The organism is Pasteurella sp. P03HT (assembly GCF_054052285.1).
The window spans coordinates 22,328-46,180 of the sequence record NZ_JBSIUM010000002.1 but is presented as its reverse complement, the minus strand read 5'-3'; the positions used below and the strand labels follow the sequence as shown (position 1 = coordinate 46,180).

Below are 23,853 nucleotides of genomic sequence, written 5' to 3'. Positions count from 1 at the left end.
AAAGATGAATGCGAAAAAAACGGAAAATACAGCGCTTGGGATCAATAATACGACGGCATCATCACATGCTGAAATGAGTTCAGCCATTGCTATTGGTGAAAAAAATGAACCAAAGAAAGCGTCCGAGCAGGCTAGCTCAGAGCCGCCTAAGCAAAAAGAACCCGTTACTCCAACAGAAACTGTCGTTGTGAAAAAAGGGGGAGGGACAGGTATCGCTTTATTGGCATTATTAGTCGCGTTAGGCGTAGGCGGTGCGGGTTATTATTTTGGTTTACAACAGGTCGATCAAATTCAACAAAAATTGACCGCACTTGAAAGCAAGATGGCTCAACAGTCTGTTGTGTCAGCGAGTGATATTCCCTCTTTTGACCAAGAGCGTCAGCAAATTGGACAACTTATTGAAGCAGATAAAGCAATAGCGGAAAAACTGGTGTTATTGCAACAAGATGTTACGGTTAAAGAACATGCGATTTCGACATTGCAAAATCAAATTAATCGTCTTAGCGCAGCCGCTAAAACCCAACAACCAAATGATTGGCTATTATCTGAGGCGGACTTTTTGTTAAACAATGCACTGCGCAAGTTAGTCTTGGATAATGATGTGGACACCAGTATTTCTTTACTTAAAGTGGCAGATGAAGCGTTAGAAAAAGTTTCTGATCCTCGCGTAGTGAGTGTACGAGCAGCGATTAATAATGATTTAAAACAATTGCTTGCAGTCAATAACGTGGACCAAAATGCGATCATGCAGCGTTTATCTCAGTTAGCGAATAATTTAGATGAATTAACTGTGTTAGATGTGAATTTTGGTGAGAGCAATACCACCAATCAGAAACTGACAGATTCACTTGAAGATTGGAAAGAAAATGCCGAGAAAAGTGCGACTTCTTTCTTGAATCACTTTATTCGTATTACACCACGTAATACCGACGACAAAGCATTATTGGCACCAAATCAAGACATTTATTTACGTGAAAATATCCGTTTACGTTTACAAATCGCAATTTTAGCGGTGCCACGTCAACAAGATGAATTATATAAGCAGTCTTTAGAAGCAGTAGCCTCATGGATTAGAAGTTATTTTGATACGCAAGCAGAAGTGGCGCAGAATTTCTTGAAAACCTTGGATGAACTCGCAGAACAATCTATTTATGTTGATGTTCCAACACAATTATCGAGTTTGAATGTGTTAGATCAATTATTGAATAAGCAATCTCAAGGTGTGCAAAAAATAGAAATTTCAGCAGATAAAGCCTTGACCGCACCACAACCAGAAAATCAATCTGGTGAGACGTCCACTCGTGAACAACAGTAGGGGAAATAGATTATGTTTAGAGTACTATTTTTAATGCTGGTGTTATTGGCGGGATTGATTGCAGGCCCTTATTTGTCGGGTAAGCAAGGTTATGTCTTAATTGAAACGGGCCACTATAACATTGAAATGTCAATTACCATGTTGGTCGTGTTCTTTGTGATTGCCATGGCGATTATTTACGGTATTGAATTAGTGATTACGCGTTTCTGCCGTTTGAGTAGCGATACGTATCACTGGTTTTCACGCCGTAAACGTGCAAAAGCACAAAAACAAACGATTGAAGGTTTGATGCGGATGAATGAGGGGGATTATTCTAAAGCAGAGAAATTAATTGGTAAAAATGCAAAACACTCTGATGAACCCGTATTAAACTTTATTAAAGCAGCTGAAGCTGCCCAACAACATGGTGATGAATTTACGGCAAATCGTTATTTGATTGAAGCCACTGAGATTGCGGGAACAGACAGTTTAATTGTAGAACTGGCACGTACTCGCATTTTATTACAACAAGGTAAATTACCTGCTGCACGTAGTTCGGTAGACAGTTTGTTAGTGATGACTAATCGTAATAAAGAAGTGTTAAAACTGGCCGTTGAAATTTACCTGAAATCAAAAGCTTATGGCGCATTAGATAACATCTTAGATCAAGTTGAAAACTCGGGATTGTATTCTGCAGAAGAATTTATGGCATTGCAGCGCCAAGTGGAAGCGGGCTTGCTTGATGAGAAAATGAATGAAGAAGGCGTCGATGGTTTATTGGCGTGGTGGAATGATCAACCACGTAAACGTCGCCATGATTTAGGGGTGAAAATTGGTTTAATTCAACGTTTAATTGATTGTAATGATCATGAGACGGCTTATGAACTCACGCTTGAAGTGCTGAAGAAAGTTGATGAACAGCGTCCAGAAAATCAACTCATTTGTGCTCAGATTGCACGTTTACAACCAGAAGATAACAGCAAGTTGATTAAGCTGATGGAGAAACGAGCAAGTAAAGCAACGGAACACACACAATGTTGTATTAATCGTGCATTAGGTTATTTATACGTGCGTAATAATGATTTTACCAATGCAAGTGAGGCATTTAAGAAAGTGATTGCGAATAAATCACAGCTGGAAGTGACTGATGTCAATATTGCTACTTATGTGTTTGAACAAGTCGGTGAATTCGGTTTAGCACAGCAGGTTCGTGAAGAAAGTCTAAAAGATACGATGGCGGTTTCCAGTTTAAAACCTGAAACAGAGAAACTAGAACAGCCAGCTACTGTTTTTTTAGAAAATAAATAACAAAAAACAACATTTAAAATACCCTGCATTGAGCAGGGTATTTTTGTTTATGCGTATTTATTCATCCTCGAGGGTATGCCCAATATGATCAGCAAATTCATCGGGACTAAATCCATGTGACAACATATAACGCCAAACTTTCTGTTTCATTTTTGCTTCTTTGATTTCCGCAAACTGTGGGAATTTTTTGGTTAGCGTTGCTAAAGCAAGCGTATGCCAGTCTATTTCCACTTCCTGTAACGCCGCTTGAATTACTTCAGATTGAATTCCTTTTAACTGCTGTAACTCTTGTTTAATCCGATTTAATCCATAACCACGTTGAGAACGAAAGATTAAGTAATTTTCAGCAAAGCGTTTATCACTCTGCCAATTTCTTTGCTGGCAATAACTGAGAACATCATCAATTTGTTGTTCGGAGATATGTTTTTCCTGCATTTTACAGCGGAGTTCAAACTCACTGTATTCACGGCGAGCTAGTAAGCTCATGACATAGCTAAGTGCAGAAGATGACATGTTCTTTCCTTATCATGATAGATAATAGCAATGAAAAAGTGCGGTTAGTTTTTGTAATCTCTTCACCGCACTTGAGTCGTCTATTTAATTCAGCTTGATTTTAATAGTCTGAATCTAAAGCGTCATTATTTTGTTCTGCAATATCTGCCGCAAGGACTTTTTCTGGATTCGCTAATAACTCATTGCGTAATTTTGTTTCTAAGGCTAGGGCTTCTTCTGGATGCTCTTCTAACCATTTCATTGCATTTGCTTTACCTTGACCGATTTTTTCGCCATTGTAAGCATACCAAGCACCAGATTTATCTACTAATTTATGTTTCACGCCTAACTCAATGAGCTCGCCCGTTTTTGAGATACCTTGACCATACAGAATTTGGAAGTCGACTTGGCGGAATGGCGCTGCAACCTTATTTTTCACGACTTTAACACGTGTTTCGTTACCAATGACTTCTTCGCCTTCTTTGATTGAACCTGTACGACGAATATCCAAACGAACTGAGGCATAGAATTTTAATGCGTTACCACCAGTTGTGGTTTCTGGGTTACCAAACATTACCCCTATCTTCATACGAATTTGGTTGATGAAGACGACTAAACAGTTTGAATTTTTAATTTGTCCAGTGAGTTTACGTAAGGCTTGTGACATGAGTCGTGCTTGTAAGCCCATATGTGAGTCACCCATCTCGCCTTCGATTTCTGCTTTAGGGGTTAATGCGGCGACTGAGTCCACAATAATGACATCAACCGCACCTGAACGCACGAGTGCATCACAGATTTCTAATGCCTGTTCACCGTTGTCGGGTTGTGAGACCAACAGTTCATTGACATCTACGCCTAATTTTGCAGCGTAAATCGGGTCAAGCGCATGTTCAGCATCAATAAATGCACAAGTTTTTCCTTCTTTTTGCGCTTGGGCGATAACGGATAACGTTAGTGTTGTTTTTCCTGAAGATTCTGGTCCAAAAATTTCAACAATACGCCCCATCGGTAACCCGCCAATGCCTAATGCAACGTCTAAACTGAGCGAGCCAGTTGATACTGCTTCAACATCTAAAGCTTGTGTATCACCCAATTTCATGATTGAGCCTTTACCAAATTGTTTTTCAATTTGACCTAATGCGGCTGCCAGTGCTTTGTTTTTTTCTTCTTTTGTTGCCATGGTTGAATCCTCAATAAGAATAAACTTTCAGAATTTTCCCTGTATATTACCTGTATGAATAAACAGTATCAAGTGCTTTTTGTCGAATTTGTGAAATTTATAGAGAAAGAGGAATTTTTTATTGTGTGAAAATTAATTCACTCACATTTTATCTTTGTATAAAGCTATAGGGTGTCCAGTAATTTTATGCGAAAATAGACCACACTTTTGTTACAGATTTATAGAGAACGGCAATGGATAATTTAGACTTGCACACGCCCATGATGCGCCAATATTTAGCACTAAAAGCAGAAAATCCTGATATTTTGCTCTTTTATCGCATGGGGGATTTTTACGAGCTTTTTTATGATGATGCAAAGAAAGCCGCTGCGTTACTTGATATTTCCTTGACGAAAAGGGGGCAGTCTGCGGGGCAACCTATTCCAATGGCGGGGGTGCCTTACCATGCGGTTGAAGGCTATTTAGCCAAGTTAGTGCAACTTGGTGAATCTGTGGCAATTTGTGAACAGGTGGGCGATCCTGCAACGTCAAAGGGGCCCGTTGAACGCCAAGTGGTACGTATTGTGACTCCTGGTACTGTTAGTGATGAGAGCTTATTACCAGAACGCCAAGACAACTTAATTGCCGCGCTTTATCAAGAAAAATCTCGTTTTGGTTTAGCGATGTTAGACATGACTTCTGGGCGTTTTCAAATCAGTGAACCAGAAGATTGCGAAAGTTTGCAAGCTGAATTGCAGCGTATTGCACCTGTTGAGCTGTTGTATTGTGAAGAATTGGCAGCATTTTCCGCAATTGAGCATTTCAAAGGATTGCGTCGTCGTCCTATTTGGGAATTTGAACTCAGCACCGCAGTACAATTATTGAATCGCCAATTTAATACTAAAGATTTACGAGGTTTTGGGGTCGAAAATGCTATATTGGGTTTGTGTGCCGCAGGTTGCTTGTTACAATATGCAAAAGACACACAACGTACCGCATTGCCTCATATTCAAAGCATTACCTTACTACGACATTCTGAAAATATTCAATTGGATGCGGCGACACGTCGCAATTTGGAATTAACTCAAAATTTAGCAGGCGGGACGGAAAATACGCTTGCTTCCGTATTGGATAAATGTGTGACGGCAATGGGCAGTCGTTTGTTAAAACGCTGGATTCATCAGCCCATTCGCGATCGTCAAAAATTGCAGCAACGTCAACTTATTATTCGTGCGTTATTAGAACAGGATTTAGTGGCAGAATTGCAACCCTATTTGCACCAAATTGGTGATATGGAGCGGATTTTAGCGCGCGTTGCTTTGCGTTCTGCACGCCCACGTGATTTAACCCGTTTACGTACCGCATTAGCTCAGCTTCCTGCAATTCGCCAAGTTCTAGAAAATCAGACTTCGCCGAATTTAACCGCACTTTTACAGCCACTTGGCGAGTTTTCAGCGCAACTCGACTTATTACAACGTGCATTGATTGATAATCCTCCAATGCTAATTCGTGATGGGGGCGTAATTGCAGCAGGGTACCATGCTGAGCTGGATGAGTGGCGTAGTTTGTCTGATGGGGCGACACGTTATTTAGACGATTTAGAGCGTCGAGAACGTGAAAGTACGGGGATTGATACGCTCAAAATCGGCTTTAATGCGGTGCATGGTTATTATATTCAAATCAGTCAAGGGCAAGCCCATAAAGCACCAATACATTATGTTCGTCGTCAAACGCTAAAAAATGCGGAACGTTATATTATTCCTGAGCTGAAAACTTATGAAGATAAAGTGCTGAAAGCGAAAGGCGCCTCACTGGCTTTAGAAAAACAGCTTTACGAGGAGCTTTTTGATCAACTACTACCGCACTTAGCCGCATTACAGCTTTCTAGTTTAACCTTAGCAGAATTGGATGTATTAACCAATTTAGCGGAACGTGCAGAAACCCTTAACTATGTTGCGCCACATTTTAGTGATGAAATTGGTATCAATATTCAGCATGGACGTCACCCTGTCGTAGAACAAGTATTAAAAGAGCCGTTTATTGCGAATCCCGTCCAACTAAATTCACAGCGTCATCTGTTGATTATTACGGGACCAAATATGGGGGGAAAAAGTACTTATATGCGCCAAACTGCCTTGATCACATTGATGGCGTATATGGGGAGTTTTGTCCCAGCAGAAAGTGCGGTGATTGGTCCAATCGATCGTATTTTTACTCGGATCGGTGCATCGGATGACCTGGCTTCAGGTCGCTCAACCTTTATGGTGGAAATGACCGAAATGGCGAATATTTTGCATCAAGCGACAGCCAATAGTTTGGTATTAATTGATGAAATTGGGCGCGGGACCTCTACTTATGACGGCTTATCTTTAGCTTGGGCATGTGCGGAATGGTTAGCGAAAAAATTACGTTCATTAACTTTATTCGCCACCCATTATTTTGAATTGACGGTCTTACCAGAGCAACTGGCGGGTACTGCAAATGTGCATTTGGATGCGTTAGAACATCATGACACTATCGCGTTTATGCATTCGGTACAAGAAGGGGCAGCAAGTAAGAGTTACGGTTTAGCCGTAGCCGCTTTGGCAGGTGTACCCCAATCGGTCATTAAGCTGGCAAAACTGAAATTAGCACAATTAGAAAAGCTATCACTGCAAAATGCCGACCAACGTATTCAAGATTTACGCCAGCTTAATCAAACGCAAGGTGAATTAGCACTGATGGAAGAAGATGATGGCAAACAGGCTATTTGGGAAATGTTAGAAAAATTGGATCCTGATGAATTGAGTCCGAAACAAGCACTGGCGTATTTGTATCAGTTGAAGAAGTTAGTTTGAGTTTATTTGAAATTGCGATAGACTTATTGGACCGCTGAAAAAGTGGCTTAGAAAGTTGTTAATCACATATTTTCTTTGAATGTTCACCGCCGTTTAGGCGGTTCTTTTATATGTTATTTATTATAGTTGCAATAAATATTATATCATCTGTTGTAAATCAAATATTTTGTTTTTTTAATTTTATTTGACATGCTGTGTTGGGTAGTTCATTATGTAATCAATTTGATTACCAAAAATGAGGTATAAAATGACACCTGACAAAATTAAATATGAACTTATGAGTTTTGTTCAGTCAGTAAAATTAGAAAAACTAGAAACAGAGGAAAAGCTGTTATTAAAAACAGTTGACGAAGATAAAAAGCAACAAATTTTGCAGAAAATTGCGGAACTTCATCAAAAATATTCCTTTTCTAACTGGATCGACTATGCTGCTAATTTTATGGCTAAACAAATTAAGTTTGGCTCTCATCATCCTAAAGGGATTCATTCGAGTGCTAAAATAGAATGCGATAATATCTATTTTGATCTTAAAACTCCTATACCTGCATATCTTTGTGCTTCTCAGCATATAAGGCATTTTAAACTTGATGCAAGTGGAAATGCTGCAGCATTACCATTAGTAAAATTTTTTGATATTTATGTGGATGATGAGAAAACAACTCGTTTAGTAGATCTGTTATTGCAAGACCACCATGTATTAGAACAGTGTTTTTCAGACGATTTGGAACTTTCAAGATATTACAAACAACAGTTTCAGAAAGCATTAATTAATGATTTTAAGAAACCAATTTCTTACGAAAAATGCAAACAGTTACTATGGGTTAATTCAGATTATTCTATTGAAAACAATGATTATACTTGTTTAATACCTTTGTACCCCTCTTCTCTTATCTATGATTTTTATAAGAAAGTACAGTTTGTTAAATACGATTCAGAGGAAAATAAACTGAATAGGGACAATAGAAAAAAAGTAGGTGTCGTTCAATTACCATATAAAAATTTAGTCAATTTAGCCATTTTTAAAGTGGGAGGGGCAAACCCACAAGGTGTTGGACAATTAGCGAGTGAACAAGGTGGAAAAAATTATTTACTCCCCTCTCTCCCCCCTATTTTCAAATCTAGTAAAGTGATGCGGCTGAATCTTGCGAGTACAACAATTTTTAATGATGAGTTAGCGTATGTCTGCAGAGCAGGATTTTACACTTTGTATCATGTTGTTGAGGCAAAGAAAAATGTGTATACCGTACGAGATGATCGAATCAAAGCATTAAATATGATTTTAGAAGGCGTTTTACGTACTGCAAGTGTGTTACAAAAACAGTCACCAGGGTGGTCGAAAGAATATCAATTAAATATGCATGAAAAGTACTGGCTCGACCCCAAACGAGCAGAATTAACAGATGAAGAGGCATTTCGTGCAGAACGAGAAAAAGGGGATTGGGTAGCAGAAGTAGAACGTGGTTTTGCGTTATGGGTGAACCGATGCTTAAAACGGCGTTTCCCTAAATTAGCACATGACTTTGATGATGCAGAATACAATGAATGGCGTCGTAATATTCGTCGTTCACTACGTTACCGCTTACGTCATCCTTAGGAGGAGATATGTTTCAAACTGATTACTATATTTTATTCGATCACATTAAACTCCAGGGGGCGAATGCGATTTCTGGTCCGTTAAGTTACGGTTTTCCAGCATTGACAGGGTTTACTGGCGCTATTCATGCACTGAGTCGTAAGTTGACTCATCATAATGTGCAATTAGGTGGCGTGATAGTGGCGTGTCATGATTATGAACTCCAGACTTATCAAAGTTCGCAATTTTCTGACCGCACTTTTAAGCAAACTCGTAATCCAATCAAACGAGATGGTAAATCTGCTTCTATTATTGAAGAAGGGAAAATCCATTTAGATGTTTCGTTAGTCGTAGAAGTGAGAGTGCCTGAGCAACAGTTATATAATGCATTAGGTGATAAACAAAGTGAAACGACACAACAATTTTTACAAGAATGTAAAGAATTGTTATGGAAGCAACGTATTGCTGGCGGTTCAGTATTGGAGATCGGTGAAGTACAGTTATTTCATTTAGCAGAAGAACGGGATATTCCGTTTGCGTTAATGCCTGCGTTTGTATTGATGCAAGCAACGAATGAGTTAGTCAATATTACAGAAGAATTAAAAACAGGGTTACGGGCGGGGTTATTGGATGAAGATGGTCATGTACCACACTCCAAGCTGCAAGCGCAGCCAGATGCTACCGCATTGGATGCATTATTAGAAATGGCAACGTTACATCATATTCCTGCTCACCCGAACGCATCATCGGTCGATTGGCAAACCTACAGTGTAAAACAGGATCGAGGCTGGTTAGTGCCTATTCCTGTGGGTTATCAGGCCATTTCCCCTTTGTTTGATGCGGGGCAGTTACAACACTGCCGTACGACAGTGTATCCAAGTCAATATGTTGAAACGATTTATAGTTTAGGTAAGTGGGTTTTCCCATTTAGTTTACCAGATGATCTTTCCCAATGCTTTTGGCGCTATCGCGCACCACAACATAACCTTTATCTGATTTCACAAGGAGAACCATAATGAGTAAGTTATCAACCCCAAGCGTATTAGCATTTGAACGTAATTTAGATATTTCAGATGCGATCTTTAGTCAAAAAGACAGTAAAAATGACAAGGACGAGCCTATTGCTCTGCGTATTCGTGAAAAGTCAGTACGCGGGACGATTTCTAACCGTCTTAAAAATGCGATCAAGAATGATCCGACGAAATTGGATGCGGAAACGGAAAAACCCAATTTACAGCGTGTTGATGTAGCGATGTTAGATAATGATAAAGACACTTTAGTCGCTAGCTTTAGTATGAAAGTTCTTGCGTTTACGGGACAACCGAATGTCTGTAATGATCAGACCTACCAACAGCAGGTCATGGCGACAGTACAGCAATATTTAAGCAACGCAGGCGTTGATGAGCTGGCGAAACGTTATGCGATGAATATCATCAATGCACGTTGGTTATGGCGTAATCGTATGGGCGCTGAACATATTCGGATTGAAGTGAAATGTGGTGAGAAAAGCATTCATTTTGATGATGCGAAACAATTTTCATTAAATAGCTTTGCGTATGACGATAGCAAGATCCAATGGATTGCAGATGAAATCAAAGCGGGCTTGCTTGGTGAGAAATTTGTGATTTTATATGTCACGGCTTACGCGAATATGGGTTATGGACAAGAAGTATACCCATCACAAGAGCTGGTATTAGATAGTTCAACGACAAATCGTAAAAGTAAAATTCTGTATGAAATCAATCAAAAAGCAGGTATGCACTCACAAAAAGTGGGGAATGCGATTCGTACGATTGATACTTGGTATGCGGATGACGTTGCTTTTCCGATTGCAGCAGAACCTTATGGTGCTGTGACAACATTGGGTACGGCATTCCGTCAGCCTAAAGCGAAAGCAGATTTTTATACGTTGTTTGATAATTGGGTGCTAAAAGGTGAAGCGCCAAGTATTGAACAACAGCATTATGTGATGAGTGTTTTAATCCGCGGTGGTGTCTTTGGGGAAAGCGGTAAGGAATAAGCATGACAAGCCATTACATTGAACTGAAAGCGATTCCGCAAATGGATATGCTACAAAGTGAAGTGGTGGGACATTGTATGCAAATTTTGCATAAGTTTCTACCGCACTTTAACGGGCGTATTGGGGTAGCTTTTCCTGCTTATGGTTTAGGGCGGACTCTTGGCGGTATCTTGCGTATTTTTGGGAGTGAAGATGATTGTCAACAGATTTATCAACACTTATTGCAAGCAGGATTACAGGATTATGCCTTGATCAGTGGTGTGAATGAAACGCCTTTTGTGACCGAATATCGTTGTTATAGTCGTGTTCACCGCAAGGGACAAAGTGCGATTCGTCGTACGGAACAGTTTTTAAAACGTATTAATAAATGGCATGAGGGCGTTCGTGATGAAATGATACAACATCAACAAAATACCCCTTACTTTCCACATGTTCATTTAAAAAGTGCTAGCACGAATCAACGTTTTATCTTAGCGGTAAAAGTCAATAAAACGGTTACTCCTTATATTGCACCATTTAACAGCTATGGGCTAAGCAATACCGCTACAGTGCCACACTTCTAACCCTATTTATAACCCTTTTTTCTGACTGGTAGAATTTACTAATAAGATCAAAGGGTTGTAAAGGTCTTAGAAAAAAGGGGTTTTCTTGTATATGTTCTTTAACAAATTGAAGAATAAGCTTATTTTGATTATGTTATTTAGTTAACCATCGTATAGATGGCTTAGAAAATTTATGGTAAGCAGCCATTATATTTCCAAGAGTTAACCATCGTATAGATGGCTTAGAAAACCTTCTTCTTCTGGCTTATCCAACATATCTTGTTAACCATCGTATAGATGGCTTAGAAATCCTAATACTTCGTTATTCCAGGAAATTAAATGTTAACCATCGTATAGATGGCTTAGAAAAACACACTGCGTTACGCAATAAATAGGGACGTGTTAACCATCGTATAGATGGCTTAGAAATCTTGATGATCGTGAGGCAGAAGCCTTGCAATGTTAACCATCGTATAGATGGCTTAGAAATTTCATTTTTTGATCAAGCAGAAGCAAAAGACGTTAACCATCGTATAGATGGCTTAGAAATTTTCCTGCTGGGTACAAGCTATTTGCTAATGGTTAACCATCGTATAGATGGCTTAGAAAAATGCTATTAAATTAATTTTAGGGGAATAAGTGTTAACCATCGTATAGATGGCTTAGAAAAATCGTCATTCCGAAACAACTTCTTGAAAAAGGTTAACCATCGTATAGATGGCTTAGAAAGCTAGCGGAGGCTCAACAATGACGGAAGGTAAGTTAACCATCGTATAGATGGCTTAGAAAGTCAGATATGCGGACGTGTCTTGCGCCCACGCGTTAACCATCGTATAGATGGCTTAGAAATTTAAAAACTCCAGAATTGGCTATGATATGTCGTTAACTATCGTATAGATGGCTTAGAAAGCAATTTCTAACGTCATTAAAAGCTTTGAAAGGTTAACCATCGTATAGATGGCTTAGAAATAACAGATGAGATTGCGCTGGTTTCTGGCGGGGTTAACCATCGTATAGATGGCTTAGAAAGCAGTGGTCACACCAATAACCCGCGTCTTTAGGTTAACCATCGTATAGATGGTAGTGTTATTAAGTTGAGATACACTCTTGTCTTATCAATACTTTAAATAAAATGCGCTTGTGAGTTGAATGAAGCTTGGATGATATTGATTATTTTTGTCATAAATAATCACCTGACTTTGTTTTAATGGTTGGGGTTGTTGTGCAAACGTCAAGAGTAACCGTTGTGGCGCTTTATCGATTTTAGTCATGATATCACAACGTTCAATACAAGGAAGTGCGGTTTGTTTTAATAAGGTTTCACCTGCATTAAATGGAAGTACTATACTAATTTTACCCAATGGGCTCACACAGTTAGCCGCGAAGTTGAGCCAATCTAAATGGCTATGTAATGTTGTATAACGTGCTAAATTACGTTGTTGGCTGCCACAATCGACGCCAGGTATAAAATAAGGTGGATTTGCCACAATTAAGTCAAATTTTTCCACAGTGTGAGTGCAAAAATGGGCAATGTCTTGTTGGTGTAGGTGAATTTTAGTTGCCCATTTGGATTGTTGAATATTCTCTTGAGCTTGTAAAAACGCGGCTGGGTCTAATTCTACGGCATGGATTACACTTTTTTCAGTGCTACGCTGTGCGAGCATTAGCGCAATGAGTCCTGTGCCAGTGCCTAAGTCTAAAATACGTTGAGCCTGACTGATATCAGCCCAAGCGCCTAATAACACACCGTCTGTGCCGACTTTCATGGCGCACCGATCGTGGTTAATGTGAAATTGTTTAAACGTGAACCCCGTTTGTTTTACTGACATAGATTCCCTTAACATGAAGCAGATGATTGTGCATTTTGCCTGGATTTCGCAACGCGTGCAAAGTGCGGTATAATCTGCCACAATTTTTTAATGATAGAAACCCATACTTATGACATCAGCAACTTTTGACGACCTTGATCTTGATCCCGCTCTTTTAAATGCACTAGCAAAAAAAGGCTATACCCGACCGACCGCTATTCAGCAAGAAACCATTCCTGCCGCGATGGAGGCGCGTGATGTGCTTGGGTCTGCGCCAACAGGAACGGGCAAGACTGCCGCTTTTTTGTTACCTGCGATTCAGCATTTATTAGATTATCCACGCCGTAAACCAGGCGCCCCTCGCGTGTTAGTCTTAACACCGACACGTGAGCTCGCGATGCAGGTCGCAGAGCAAGCGGAAGCCTTAGCAGAATTTACACATTTGAGTATCACTACAATAACGGGCGGTGTGGCATATCAGAACCATGGGGAAGTCTTTAATAAAAACCAAGATATTGTTGTCGCTACCCCAGGACGTTTATTGCAATACATCAAAGAAGAAAATTTTGATTGTCGTTCTGTTGAGATTTTGATTTTTGATGAAGCGGATCGTATGTTACAGATGGGGTTCGGTCAGGATGCAGAAAAAATTGCGGCAGAAACACGTTGGCGTAAACAAACCTTGTTGTTCTCTGCCACGTTAGAAGGCGAGTTATTGGCGGATTTTGCTGGGCGGTTATTAACAGATCCAGTGAAAATTGAAGCTGAACCAAGTCGACGTGAACGTAAAAAAATCCAACAATGGTTTTACCATGCTGATAGTAATGAACATAAAGTTAAATTATTAGCGCGTTTCATTGATACGGAGCAGGTGACTCGAGGCATTGTTTTTGTTCGTCGCCGTGAAGATGTGCGAGCGCTTTCGGAAACCTTGCGTAAACGTGGTATCCGTTCTACATATTTAGAAGGCGAAATGGCACAAACGCAACGTAATAATGCGATTGATAAGTTGAAAAAGGGCATTGTGACAGTACTTGTTGCAACAGATGTCGCGGCACGCGGAATTGATATTGACGATGTCAGCCATGTCATGAATTTTGATTTGCCATATAGTGCGGATACATATTTACACCGTATTGGACGTACCGCGCGTGCAGGTAAAAAAGGCGTGGCAGTTTCTTTTGTGGAGGCTCATGACTATAAATTACTTGGTAAAATCAAACGTTATACAGAAGAATTATTAAAAGCACGTGTGATTGATGGCTTGGAGCCTCGCACTAAGGCACCTAAAGATGGCGAAGTCAAAACAGTAAGTAAAAAACAAAAAGCACGTATTAAAGCGAAACGTGAAGAGAAACAAAAGCAAACTCAGCAGAAAAAAGTCAAATTACGTCATAAAGATACGAAAAATATTGGTAAGCGACGTCAACCCAGCGGACAAGTTCATCAACTTGAGTCCTAATTTCTATTAAAATAACCCTTTTTCTTAGCGTCTTTTTAAGTCAATAAGATCAAAGGGTTATGTTTATCTCTGAAAAAAAGAGTTTTGTCGGTAAAATAAGCTAAAACGTGATAGATTAAGGGAGGAGAGTGACACTGCTTTACATCACTGCCGTATAGGCAGCTTAGAAAAGATAAATTCAAAACACAATAAAAAACGACCGCATCACTGCCGTATAGGCAGCTTAGAAATACAACAAGGGACAACATACAATCGATGGAATCATCACTGCCGTATAGGCAGCTTAGAAATTTAACCAATTGCCGTTGGGTGCTTTTACGTCCATCACTGCCGTATAGGCAGCTTAGAAATTTAATTAAAAGGCTATCATCATGCTCATCCCCATCACTGCCGTATAGGCAGCTTAGAAACATTGGAGAATTAAACCAGATGGTAGTTTCTGCATCACTGCCGTATAGATGGCTTAGAAAGACTATCATTTACCGCTAATGCACTTTAGTTTGTTAACCATCGTATAGGCAGCTTAGAAATGATAATGCTCGCTTTGAACGAGATGCCATTGCATCACTGCCGTATAGGCAGCTTAGAAAAACAATTATTCCCGTTGCAAGAAGCTGTTGAACATCACTGCCGTATAGGCAGCTTAGAAAATCAGGTCTAATCATTCAATGGGGATATGTGACATCACTGCCGTATAGGCAGCTTAGAAATGAACCGCAAGAAACGAAGCTTGATGGCTCAACATCACTGCCGTATAGGCAGCTTAGAAAGATAAGTCTCGCCCAGAGCACCAAATTAATAGCATCGCTAGCGGTGTTCAGTGAAATACTGTGCAGTGTGTTGCAGGTGTTTTCCCCCTTATGTAATAAGAGGGGGAAATGGGGATTTTATTGAGATATAGTGCTTTCTTTTGGATAAATTGCTCCCAAACTCACCGCACTTTTTGCGCCAGTGACACTTGGCAAATTGGCTGGAAGGTCGTTGAGGCGTTGGTAGGCGAGCCATGCAAAAGCGGCGGCCTCGACATAGTCAGCATCTAAGCCGTAGTCATTCGTAGTTTGGACTTGCCATTGAGGTAATAAAGCCGCAAGGCGTTCCATTAATAAGCTGTTTTTCACGCCACCACCGCACACTAATAAGTGACGAGCTAAATCTGTTTCAATCTGATTAAGCTGATCCACAATGCTTTGCGCTGTGAGTTCTACAAGGGTGGCTTGCACGTCTTGCGGTAAAAGTGCGGTGTGTTTTTCTAATTTTTTATGTAGCCAAGCGAGATTAAATAATTCTCGCCCTGTGCTTTTGGGTGGTGGAAGGGCAAAGAAGGGGTCATCGAGTAAATCCGCTAGTAAGTCAGTATTCACGTTACCAGATTTTGCCCATTCTGCATTTTTATCATAGGCTTTACCTTGATGTTTTTCGATCCACGCATCTAACAAGGTATTGCCGGGGCCGGTGTCATAACCAATCACTTCTTCATTCGGTAAAAGACGAGAAATATTGCTGATACCGCCTACATTTAACACCACTGTGGCTTGCTCAGGTTTGAGGAATAGTGCCTGATGAAACGCTGGCACTAATGGCGCACCTTGTCCACCAAATGCCATATCTTTACGGCGGAAATCCGCCACTGTTGTGATGCCTGTTTTTGCTGCGATTAAGTTGGCATCGCCAATTTGCATGGTGAACGGGTATTGGCTATTTGGCGAGTGCCAAACGGTTTGTCCATGGCAACCAATTGCGGTGATCTGTTCTGGTGAAAGCTGATATTTTTGTAAAAACTGTTTTATGCAGTCAGTGTAGAGTAAGCCAAGCTGATGATCTAGCTCGCCTAAGGCTTGCAACGTCGTTTCGCCCGAATTGCATAATGCTGAAATTTGTTGTCGTATTGCGCGAGGCATAGGGTAAAAATCAGAATGGATCAGTTGTGGTTGCTCGTAGGAAAAATCCATTAGCGCCAAATCCACTCCATCTAAACTTGTGCCAGACATTACACCGATATAGTACATAATCACTCCTTATTTCAGCTTGCGTGAATTTCATTATAGGGTAAGGGGAAAAAATAGCCAAAGTTTAGTTTTCAGAACAAATAAAAATAGACGCACTATGCGCCTATTTTCATCTTTTAAATCCAGTTGGGAGAATTATTTCACCCATTCCACTACATCATCAAAAGCTTGGCGTGTTTTAGCTTTGGGGTCATTTAAACGATATCCAAAGGCGATCATGACGCTTAGTTTATAGCTTTTTGGATCGTAAAGTCCCTGTTCAACAAAGGCACGATCCATTTTTTCTAATGGAAAACCTTCGATTGGGGTGGAGTCCACACCGATCATCGCAGCGCTAGTGAGCATATTTGCCATTGCGATATAGCTTTGACGGCACGCCCAGTCGTAGAATGCCTTTGGATCTTGCGTTAATGCGAAATCTTGTTCACTAAAAGTGCGGTAGAAATTTTGGCGCATTTTGAGCATATCTTCGGGGATATGGTGCACATCTCGCATAATATGTTGAACATATTCACCATCAGCAAGTAAGGTTTCTGGCTGGCGGACTAACACCACTACAAAATGGCTACAATTCATCACTTTGTCTTTTGCACCCCAAGCAGTATCGCGGATCAGTTCTTTGATCTTTTGATTTTCAATCACCAAAAATTTCCAAGGTTCAAAGCCGAAAGAACTTGGCGAAAGGCGACCCGTTTCTAAGATAAAACGAAAATCCTCATCACTGATTTTCTTTGTTGGATCATACGCCTTACACGCATGGCGGTAATGGAAAGCATTGAGAATATCTGTTTTTGTTATCGACATATTGTTCTCTCCTGATTGTTCTTTCTTGGTTTTCGGAAAAAGTGCGGTGATTTTTTCAAACTTTTTGTTAGATGATTCGCGAGAACTGTTGGCGTTTCGCTTGTTCTCTCGAATAAGTATCAAAACACAAACAAATATTGCGAATCAATAAGCGACCTTTGGCTGACACTTGGATTTTATCTTCGCCAATTTCGAGCAAACCGTCTTTGGCTAATGGCTCAAGTAATTTTAAATCTTCTGCAAAATGGGTTTTAAATTGAATGCCATATTGTTGTTCAATCGGTTCAAAGTCCAATTTAAAGTTACAAATTAATTGCTTGATCACATCGCGACGTAGGCAGTCTTCTTGGCTCATTACAAAGCCTTTGTGTAATGCAATACCCGAGTTGTCCACATCCGCATAATAATGTTTTAACTCTTTTTGATTTTGTGCGTAAGTGTCGCCTAACAAGCTGATGGCGGACACGCCTAAACCCAATAAATCACATTCTTCCTGCGTGGTGTAGCCTTGGAAATTGCGGTGTAAAACGCCGTTTTGTTGGGCGATAGCCAGTTCATCATCTGGTTTGGCAAAGTGATCCATACCAATAAATTTATAGCCAGCATTGCCCAGCTTTTCGATCATTTTTTGCAAGATCGTTAATTTCGTTTCGGGGGCAGGCAGTTGTTCATTTTTGATTTTCGCTTGTCCCGCAAAGCGGCTTGGTAAGTGGGCGTAATTAAACACACTTAAGCGATCAGGATTGAGGGCAATCACTTTTTCTAACGTGAACATAAAGCTTTCCACATTTTGTAGTGGCAAGCCATAAATCAAATCTAAGTTAGTGGATTGGAAACCGAGTTCTCTCGCACGCTTTAACAAAGCCTCAATAAATTGTTCATCTTGCTCACGATTCACCGCTCTTTGCACGTCTTTATTGAAATCTTGTACGCCCATACTCATTCGGTTAAAACCGAGATGACGTAAATGATCAAGCATTGGCAACTCAATTTCACGTGGATCCATTTCAATGCTGATTTCCGCATCAGGCGCAATGGTGAAATGCTTGCGTAGCATTGCCATTAAACGTGAAGATTGTGCTTCGGTAAGATAGGTTGGCGTACCACCGCCCCAGTGAACTTGTGTTGCAATACGATCTTTAAAGAGCGGTGCACGTGTTTCGATTTCTTTTTCTAAAAAGTCGAGGTAAATATCTGCTTTGTGTTGGTGGCGTGTGATGACTTTGTTGCAAGCGCAGAAATAGCAAAGTTTGTGACAGAAGGGGATATGCACATAAAGGGAAAGAGGGCGGTTTGGATAACGTTGCGCCGCCTGAATAAAATCCGCATTGGTATAATTCTCATTGAATTCAAGTGCGGTCGGATAGGACGTATAACGTGGGCCAGAGTAGTTATACTTTTGAATTAGCGCTAAGTCCCAAATAATTTCGGACATTCTCCCCCCTCAATCTCAAGATTAGATTTTTTCAATATCAGTTAATAACTGATGAATCTCCAACAAGATTTTCTTTTCTAAATCCGCTTCGGCACTTTCACGTTGTAAATCTAAACGCATACGTTCATTTTTCTTTAATTCACGACGTTTTTCGTGCGTTGGCATATCCATAACGACTTCATAAAGTTGGTACATCGCTTGATAAGTTTTCAATTTATGACCCAAAGGATCAAGCAACATTTTCAAGCGAATCACCCCTTCAGAATGGTTACAATCCCCATTTTGCATTGCTTTAGCGATGATCACGACACTTTCTTTAATGCGTTTTGAACGTGCAGAACGTGCGTTTTCAATGGCTTTGCGTTGTTTTTGCAATGCGAGTAATAAATAACCCGCATACACTGCCATTGCCACCACAATGACCATCGCCAGAATGAATAAAATCGTTGTCCACATAACAATTATCTAAATTGGTTAATATCGATTTTTTCAAAAGTGCGGTATAAATCTTCTTCCGCGTCTTCTTCGTCAGAAATGCCTAACTCATCCATTAATTGTGCGATGCGATCTAAGTACTCATCAACGAATTTCTGATCGTCTGCGCTTAAGGTTTTGCCCGCATCTAATTCATCTAATAATTGGTTTAAGCATTCATTATTTTCAAGTTGTTCTAATTCCAACATTGGATCTAATTTCGGTGCTTTTTCTTCCAATTTCATTGGTGGAATGGTCATTCCTTTTTCAGGCTTATTCACAAATTCCACAATTAAAGGCACTTTTTTACGGCTACCAATGCGCGGATCTTTTTTCTCTAACGCTTGGTTATTTGCATTATTTTCAGTTGCGCTATGACGAGAACCTGATGCTAAACCTTTGTGTTTACGTTTCTTTTTATCTTCGCGAGCTTTTGCATCTAATTCATAGCGAGTTAATTTTTTGCCTGGTTTGCCTTTTGGCAATTCCACTTTTTTATCTACCTTGCGCGCAGGCATAATATCGGTAATTCGGCGTGTTTTCTTCTTACGAGCCATATTCTTTTCTCTTAATTAATCATGGGTGCAGATTGTACCATTTAAAATGGGTTTTTACTTCATCAAAACGTGGGTTCAACGTGAAATTGCAGTCGCTTTTGTGTAATAGGATGGCTAAATTCTAAACTTTCTGCGTGCAAGCATAAGCGAGGTGAAAGGGCTTTTGCTTGTGGGTGAGCGTAGAATTTATCGCCTAAAATGGGGTGTCCTAACGCGAGCATATGTAATCTAAGCTGATGCGAACGCCCTGTAATTGGGGTTAATTTTACTCTTGTCGTGTTGTTAGGGTAGCGTTCTAAAACTTCATATAATGTGACCGCACTTTTACCACGTTCAAAACAAATCTTTTGGCGAGGGCGATTTTCCCAGTCACAAATGAGGGGCAGATTGACTTCCCCTTGGTCTTCTTCCAAATGTCCCCAAACGAGCGCTTGATAATGCTTTTTCGGTTCACGTTCGCGGAATTGGCGTTTTAATTCACGATCTGCTGCTTTGCTTAACGCAAACAAAATCAAGCCACTGGTTGACATATCTAAGCGGTGTGCTGGTTCACAGAAACCATATTTTTCTTTCACTCTCGACATTGCGCTGTCGTAATACTGAGGTTGATTGCCGGGTACTGAGAGCAAGCCGCTCGGTTTGTTCACCACGACAAAATGATCATCGTAATGGACGATATCGAGATAAGGTTCTGTGGGTGGGTTGTAAATAATTAGCGCCATTTTAATTTCTGTTTCTAGTTTGTTACTTTCTTTGCTTGTACAAAGAAAGTCACCAAAGAAAGTCACCCCGACTAAACCGCGTTTCCCTCATACACCCTCATTTTCTTCACGGTAAATAAGGTGTTTTCGCTTTGCTACGCAACCTTATTTCCCTAAAAAATGGTGTTGTTCTCGGGCGGTTTACACGGGGACGTTTACTTTTTTGTTTTTTTTGTTATTGTCGCACATTTACTCATATAAACACTGATTTTGTCTCGGTAAAAGTGCGATGCTTTTTTTAACGTTTTATTCTTTATTACTCACAATTACGCGTAAGCTGTCTAAACGCCAAGTGGCTTGTTGTAGCTGTGCGAGAGATTGTGTTCTGATGTTTTCCAGCGCATCGACTTCATCTTGGCGAATATTTTTATTCACCGCTTGTAATGCGGTTAAGCGATTGAGTTCTGCGCTGAGAGTTTGATCCGCAAGCTGTTGTGCATTGTGGATAATTTGTTCAGCTTGTGCAACGATTTTTTGTTCGCTTGTTTTGATAAGCTGTTCAATATTCGGGCGCACCATTTTCACCACTTTGTTCGCCATATTTTTACCAATGGGTTTTAATTGCTTTTGTAGTGCATTAAAAGATACTTGGTCTGCCAAGTTATTGCCTTTTTGATCAAGCAATAAGCGGATTGGCGTTGGTGGCAAGAAACGTGTGAGCTGTAAGCCTTTTGGTGCTTGTGCTTCGACCACATAAATCATTTCAAGTAAGAGTGTACCAGCGGGTAATGCTTTATTAATCAATAAACTGACCGCACTTTTGCCGATATCACCTGACGTAATCAAATCAATACCGTTGCGGATAAGCGGGTGATCCCAACTGATAAATTCAAGATCTTCACGCGCAAGAGAAAGTTGACGATCGAAAGTCACCGTTGAGCCATCTTCTTTTAAGCCAGGAAAATCAGGCACAAGCATCGTCCCTGTTGGACTAATGACAATAGATTTTTCACCTAAATCTTCTTGTTCCACACCGATAATATCAAACAGATTTAACGCAAAATTCACTAATTCTGTTGAACCATCTTGTTCGGCAATATCACCAGCCAGTTGTTGTGCTGCTTCACCGCCGTTTGAGTTGAGCTCTAATAAACGGTCACGCCCTTTTTCTAACGCTTGTTTCAGTTCGATTTGTTGTTTACGGGTTTGCGCAATGAAGTCATCAAAGCCTTCAAGTGCGGTCGGTTTTTGTAACATTTCATCTAACTGTGCTTGATGTTTTTCAAACAATGTCATCCCCATTGGGCAGGTTTCTTCAAAGGCATTTAAACCTTCGTGATACCAACGCGCCAGCACTACTTGCGCAGTGTCAGCAAAACAAGGCACGTGAATTTGAATGTCGCGGGTTTGACCGATACGATCCAAACGTCCGATACATTGTTCTAATAAATCTGGGTTATCTGGCAGATTGAATAGCACTAAATGGCTAGCAAATTGGAAGTTGCGACCTTCCGAACCAATGCTCGAGCTTAATAACACTTGTGCGCCTTCTTCTTGTTGGGCAAAGTAGGCAGCCGCACGGTCACGTTCGACAATGGTCATTTTCTCGTGGAACACTGCAGCACGAATTGCTTCTTTTTCACGTAACGCTTGTTCTAATTGAATCGCCGTATTGGCTTGACGACAAATGACGAGCACTTTTTCATCACGGTGATTTTTCAAGAATGTGATTAACCATTCTAAACGTGGATCAAATTCCCACCAGCGAGCATCTGGATTCAGTTTTTGGAACATTTGCTCTGGATAGAACGAATCTTTCTCGCCTTTTTCGCCTAACATTGACAGTACATTTGCCGCATTGTTGTATTGTTTTGGCAATTCCAACGTGATTTGGTTATAAGTACGACGTGGGAAACCTTTCACCCCTTGACGTGTGTTACGGAATAACACGCGGCTCGTGCCGTGACGGTCAATCAGGTTATTGATAAGCTCTTGGCGTGCTAAGGCTTTGTGTTCTTCATCGGCATCAGAATCAATCACTTTTAACATTGGCTCAATGTCTTGTTCAGAAAGAAGTTCTGAAATGTGATTTTTTTCAACCGCACTTAATGGCTTATCCGCAAGCAAACTTTGCACCGCATCAGCTACGGGTTGATATTGTTGCTGTTCTTTGACGAACGCTTGGTAGTCATAGAAGCGGTCTGGGTCAAGCAAACTTAAACGTGCAAAGTGGCTTTCTTGTCCAAGTTGTTCTGGCGTTGCAGTCAGTAATAATACCGCTGGGATTTGGCGTGCAAGCTGTTCCACTAATTGATATTCCAAGCTTGGATTGTCTTCTGACCAAGCAAGATGATGCGCTTCGTCCACAATCAACATATCAAAGCCAGCTTCGAGTAATTGTTCTACACGTTTTGGTTTTTCACGTAACCAATCTAATGCGCAGATAATTTGGGATTCTGTTGTGAATGGATTGATCCACAAAGCAGATGTAGGATCTTCAAAATCTGCACAACGTTCTTCATCAAACAATGAGAAATGTAAGTTAAAACGGCGCAACATTTCCACTAACCATTGGTGTTGCAGCGTTTCTGGCACAATGATTAACACACGTTCCACTTTTTCCGCAAACAACTGTTGTTGCAAAATCATTCCCGCCTCAATGGTTTTCCCTAAGCCCACTTCATCCGCTAATAACACACGTGGTGCGGTACGTTGTCCCACTTCTTTTGCAATATGTAATTGGTGTGGAATTAAGCCCGCACGAATGCCACGTAAGCCACGCAATGGCGATTGGAATTGTGCTTGTTGGTGTGTTAATGCCTGATAACGTAGCGCATAATGTTCATTACGGTCTATTTGTGCAGTAAAAAGACGATCTTGTGGTTTACTGAAGGTGATTTGGTGAGCCAAGTCCAGTTCTGGTATGGTGATTTCCTCAGCGTTATCACGACGTTTGAGCAAATAAAACGCCACGCCGTTATTTTCTAATACATCCAACACAATACCTTTCCAACCTTCGTGATGCGTTACTTCATCCCCCACTTGAAATAACACGCGAGTTAAAGGGGCTGAGTCGAGTGCATAAATCCGTTGTTCCTCTGATGCTGGGAAAAAAATGGTGACGGTGCGTCTATCCACACCGACAATTAAACCTAAACCCAGATTATTTTCACTTTCACTAATCCAACGTTGACCTACTGCAAATGTCATAACATCCTTTCTCTAATCATTGTTTTTATAAAAAATAGCCGGCTATTTTAGCGATCTTGTTTTGAAAAATAAAATGAAATCTTGATGGTATCCTTCTGGTGATTTAATACCCTTGTTTTTAGTGTATATATTACAAAATTCATATCGAGTTTTATTTTTGCAATTAAAATG

Annotated in this window: 18 protein-coding genes and 2 CRISPR repeat arrays; of the genes, 8 read left to right on the top strand and 10 right to left on the bottom strand. The window is 40.4% G+C overall.

The features are described from left to right. Window positions 1-4: 4 nt before the first annotated feature. The gene (locus tag ACWIT3_RS02425) at window positions 5-1,315 is read left to right on the top strand and encodes a uroporphyrinogen-III C-methyltransferase (RefSeq protein ID WP_457161391.1); all 1,311 of its coding nucleotides are present in this window, start codon (window positions 5-7) and stop codon (window positions 1,313-1,315) included. Between the two features lie 12 nt (window positions 1,316-1,327). Then, window positions 1,328-2,602, top strand: a complete 1,275-nt coding sequence (locus tag ACWIT3_RS02420) for a heme biosynthesis HemY N-terminal domain-containing protein (RefSeq protein WP_457161229.1) — start codon at window positions 1,328-1,330, stop codon at window positions 2,600-2,602. A gap of 57 nt (window positions 2,603-2,659) precedes the next feature. Here ACWIT3_RS02420 and recX read toward each other — a convergent pair whose 3' ends face one another. Together recX and recA are read right to left on the bottom strand one after the other, a co-directional pair. Further along, window positions 2,660-3,115: a recombination regulator RecX gene (gene recX, locus ACWIT3_RS02415; protein ID WP_457161228.1), complete on the bottom strand. Its 456-nt coding sequence runs from the start codon at window positions 3,113-3,115 to the stop codon at window positions 2,660-2,662. A 100-nt stretch (window positions 3,116-3,215) separates the two neighbouring features. After that, on the bottom strand, window positions 3,216-4,274 hold the full coding sequence (recA, locus tag ACWIT3_RS02410; protein WP_457161227.1) for a recombinase RecA: 1,059 nt from the start codon (window positions 4,272-4,274) through the stop codon (window positions 3,216-3,218). A 233-nt stretch (window positions 4,275-4,507) separates the two neighbouring features. Here recA and mutS point away from each other — a divergent pair, with 233 nt between their 5' ends. The 5 genes from mutS to cas6f all read left to right on the top strand — a co-directional run bounded on the left by mutS (window position 4,508) and on the right by cas6f (window position 11,246). Further along, entirely contained in the window at window positions 4,508-7,090 is a 2,583-nt protein-coding gene (mutS, locus tag ACWIT3_RS02405; protein ID WP_457161226.1) for a DNA mismatch repair protein MutS, read from the top strand. 247 nt (window positions 7,091-7,337) lie between these two features. Then, on the top strand, window positions 7,338-8,684 hold the full coding sequence (csy1, locus tag ACWIT3_RS02400) for a type I-F CRISPR-associated protein Csy1 (RefSeq protein ID WP_457161225.1): 1,347 nt from the start codon (window positions 7,338-7,340) through the stop codon (window positions 8,682-8,684). Window positions 8,685-8,692: 8 nt separating this feature from the next. Next, window positions 8,693-9,679, top strand: coding sequence for a type I-F CRISPR-associated protein Csy2 (gene csy2 / locus ACWIT3_RS02395; RefSeq protein WP_457161224.1), 987 nt, complete (start codon window positions 8,693-8,695; stop codon window positions 9,677-9,679). Beyond that, entirely contained in the window at window positions 9,679-10,683 is a 1,005-nt protein-coding gene (csy3, locus tag ACWIT3_RS02390; protein WP_457161223.1) for a type I-F CRISPR-associated protein Csy3, read from the top strand. The genes csy2 and csy3 overlap by 1 nt, the downstream gene beginning before the upstream one ends. A 2-nt stretch (window positions 10,684-10,685) precedes the next feature. Further along, on the top strand, window positions 10,686-11,246 hold the full coding sequence (gene cas6f / locus ACWIT3_RS02385) for a type I-F CRISPR-associated endoribonuclease Cas6/Csy4 (RefSeq protein ID WP_457161222.1): 561 nt from the start codon (window positions 10,686-10,688) through the stop codon (window positions 11,244-11,246). Window positions 11,247-11,386: 140 nt separating this feature from the next. After that, a CRISPR array of direct repeats spans window positions 11,387-12,254; the repeat unit is 28 nt; unit sequence GTTAACCATCGTATAGATGGCTTAGAAA. Window positions 12,255-12,340: 86 nt separating this feature from the next. On the opposite strand, the gene ACWIT3_RS02380 is transcribed toward cas6f, so the two are convergent. Continuing rightward, entirely contained in the window at window positions 12,341-13,054 is a 714-nt protein-coding gene (locus ACWIT3_RS02380; protein ID WP_457161221.1) for a tRNA1(Val) (adenine(37)-N6)-methyltransferase, read from the bottom strand. Window positions 13,055-13,163: 109 nt separating this feature from the next. On the opposite strand from ACWIT3_RS02380, the gene srmB reads away from it, so the two are divergent. After that, the gene (gene srmB, locus ACWIT3_RS02375) at window positions 13,164-14,495 is read left to right on the top strand and encodes an ATP-dependent RNA helicase SrmB (protein ID WP_457161220.1); all 1,332 of its coding nucleotides are present in this window, start codon (window positions 13,164-13,166) and stop codon (window positions 14,493-14,495) included. Window positions 14,496-14,636: 141 nt separating this feature from the next. Then, window positions 14,637-14,965: direct repeats of the CRISPR family, unit length 29 nt; unit sequence ACATCACTGCCGTATAGGCAGCTTAGAAA. 417 nt (window positions 14,966-15,382) lie between these two features. On the opposite strand, the gene ACWIT3_RS02370 is transcribed toward srmB, so the two are convergent. The 7 genes from ACWIT3_RS02370 to rapA form a co-directional block, all read right to left on the bottom strand. Continuing rightward, complete coding sequence (locus ACWIT3_RS02370) at window positions 15,383-16,501, bottom strand: anhydro-N-acetylmuramic acid kinase (protein ID WP_457161219.1); 1,119 nt, start codon at window positions 16,499-16,501, stop codon at window positions 15,383-15,385. A 135-nt stretch (window positions 16,502-16,636) separates the two neighbouring features. Continuing rightward, entirely contained in the window at window positions 16,637-17,305 is a 669-nt protein-coding gene (locus ACWIT3_RS02365) for an NAD(P)H-dependent oxidoreductase (protein ID WP_457161218.1), read from the bottom strand. Window positions 17,306-17,372: 67 nt separating this feature from the next. Continuing rightward, complete coding sequence (gene hemN / locus ACWIT3_RS02360) at window positions 17,373-18,740, bottom strand: oxygen-independent coproporphyrinogen III oxidase (RefSeq protein WP_457161217.1); 1,368 nt, start codon at window positions 18,738-18,740, stop codon at window positions 17,373-17,375. Window positions 18,741-18,761: 21 nt separating this feature from the next. Then, the gene (locus tag ACWIT3_RS02355) at window positions 18,762-19,196 is read right to left on the bottom strand and encodes a DUF2489 domain-containing protein (protein WP_457161216.1); all 435 of its coding nucleotides are present in this window, start codon (window positions 19,194-19,196) and stop codon (window positions 18,762-18,764) included. A gap of 5 nt (window positions 19,197-19,201) precedes the next feature. After that, on the bottom strand, window positions 19,202-19,771 hold the full coding sequence (gene yihI / locus ACWIT3_RS02350; RefSeq protein WP_457161215.1) for a Der GTPase-activating protein YihI: 570 nt from the start codon (window positions 19,769-19,771) through the stop codon (window positions 19,202-19,204). A gap of 62 nt (window positions 19,772-19,833) precedes the next feature. After that, a complete protein-coding gene (gene rluA / locus ACWIT3_RS02345; protein WP_457161214.1) occupies window positions 19,834-20,493 on the bottom strand; it encodes a bifunctional tRNA pseudouridine(32) synthase/23S rRNA pseudouridine(746) synthase RluA in 660 nt (219 codons plus the stop codon). A 285-nt stretch (window positions 20,494-20,778) separates the two neighbouring features. Then, a complete protein-coding gene (gene rapA / locus ACWIT3_RS02340; protein ID WP_457161213.1) occupies window positions 20,779-23,682 on the bottom strand; it encodes an RNA polymerase-associated protein RapA in 2,904 nt (967 codons plus the stop codon). Window positions 23,683-23,853: the final 171 nt, after the last annotated feature.

Coding starts and splice junctions, on each gene's coding strand:
- csy3 (WP_457161223.1), top strand. CDS start 9,679: ATGAGTAAGTTATCAACCCCAAGCGTATTAGCATTTGAACGTAATTTA.
- recA (WP_457161227.1), bottom strand. CDS start 4,274: ATGGCAACAAAAGAAGAAAAAAACAAAGCACTGGCAGCCGCATTAGGT.
- ACWIT3_RS02370 (WP_457161219.1), bottom strand. CDS start 16,501: ATGTACTATATCGGTGTAATGTCTGGCACAAGTTTAGATGGAGTGGAT.
- csy1 (WP_457161225.1), top strand. CDS start 7,338: ATGACACCTGACAAAATTAAATATGAACTTATGAGTTTTGTTCAGTCA.
- ACWIT3_RS02420 (WP_457161229.1), top strand. CDS start 1,328: ATGTTTAGAGTACTATTTTTAATGCTGGTGTTATTGGCGGGATTGATT.
- ACWIT3_RS02355 (WP_457161216.1), bottom strand. CDS start 19,196: ATGTGGACAACGATTTTATTCATTCTGGCGATGGTCATTGTGGTGGCA.
- mutS (WP_457161226.1), top strand. CDS start 4,508: ATGGATAATTTAGACTTGCACACGCCCATGATGCGCCAATATTTAGCA.
- ACWIT3_RS02365 (WP_457161218.1), bottom strand. CDS start 17,305: ATGTCGATAACAAAAACAGATATTCTCAATGCTTTCCATTACCGCCAT.
- rapA (WP_457161213.1), bottom strand. CDS start 23,682: ATGACATTTGCAGTAGGTCAACGTTGGATTAGTGAAAGTGAAAATAAT.
- ACWIT3_RS02380 (WP_457161221.1), bottom strand. CDS start 13,054: ATGTCAGTAAAACAAACGGGGTTCACGTTTAAACAATTTCACATTAAC.
- cas6f (WP_457161222.1), top strand. CDS start 10,686: ATGACAAGCCATTACATTGAACTGAAAGCGATTCCGCAAATGGATATG.
- recX (WP_457161228.1), bottom strand. CDS start 3,115: ATGTCATCTTCTGCACTTAGCTATGTCATGAGCTTACTAGCTCGCCGT.
- hemN (WP_457161217.1), bottom strand. CDS start 18,740: ATGTCCGAAATTATTTGGGACTTAGCGCTAATTCAAAAGTATAACTAC.
- srmB (WP_457161220.1), top strand. CDS start 13,164: ATGACATCAGCAACTTTTGACGACCTTGATCTTGATCCCGCTCTTTTA.
- yihI (WP_457161215.1), bottom strand. CDS start 19,771: ATGGCTCGTAAGAAGAAAACACGCCGAATTACCGATATTATGCCTGCG.
- rluA (WP_457161214.1), bottom strand. CDS start 20,493: ATGGCGCTAATTATTTACAACCCACCCACAGAACCTTATCTCGATATC.
- ACWIT3_RS02425 (WP_457161391.1), top strand. CDS start 5: ATGAATGCGAAAAAAACGGAAAATACAGCGCTTGGGATCAATAATACG.
- csy2 (WP_457161224.1), top strand. CDS start 8,693: ATGTTTCAAACTGATTACTATATTTTATTCGATCACATTAAACTCCAG.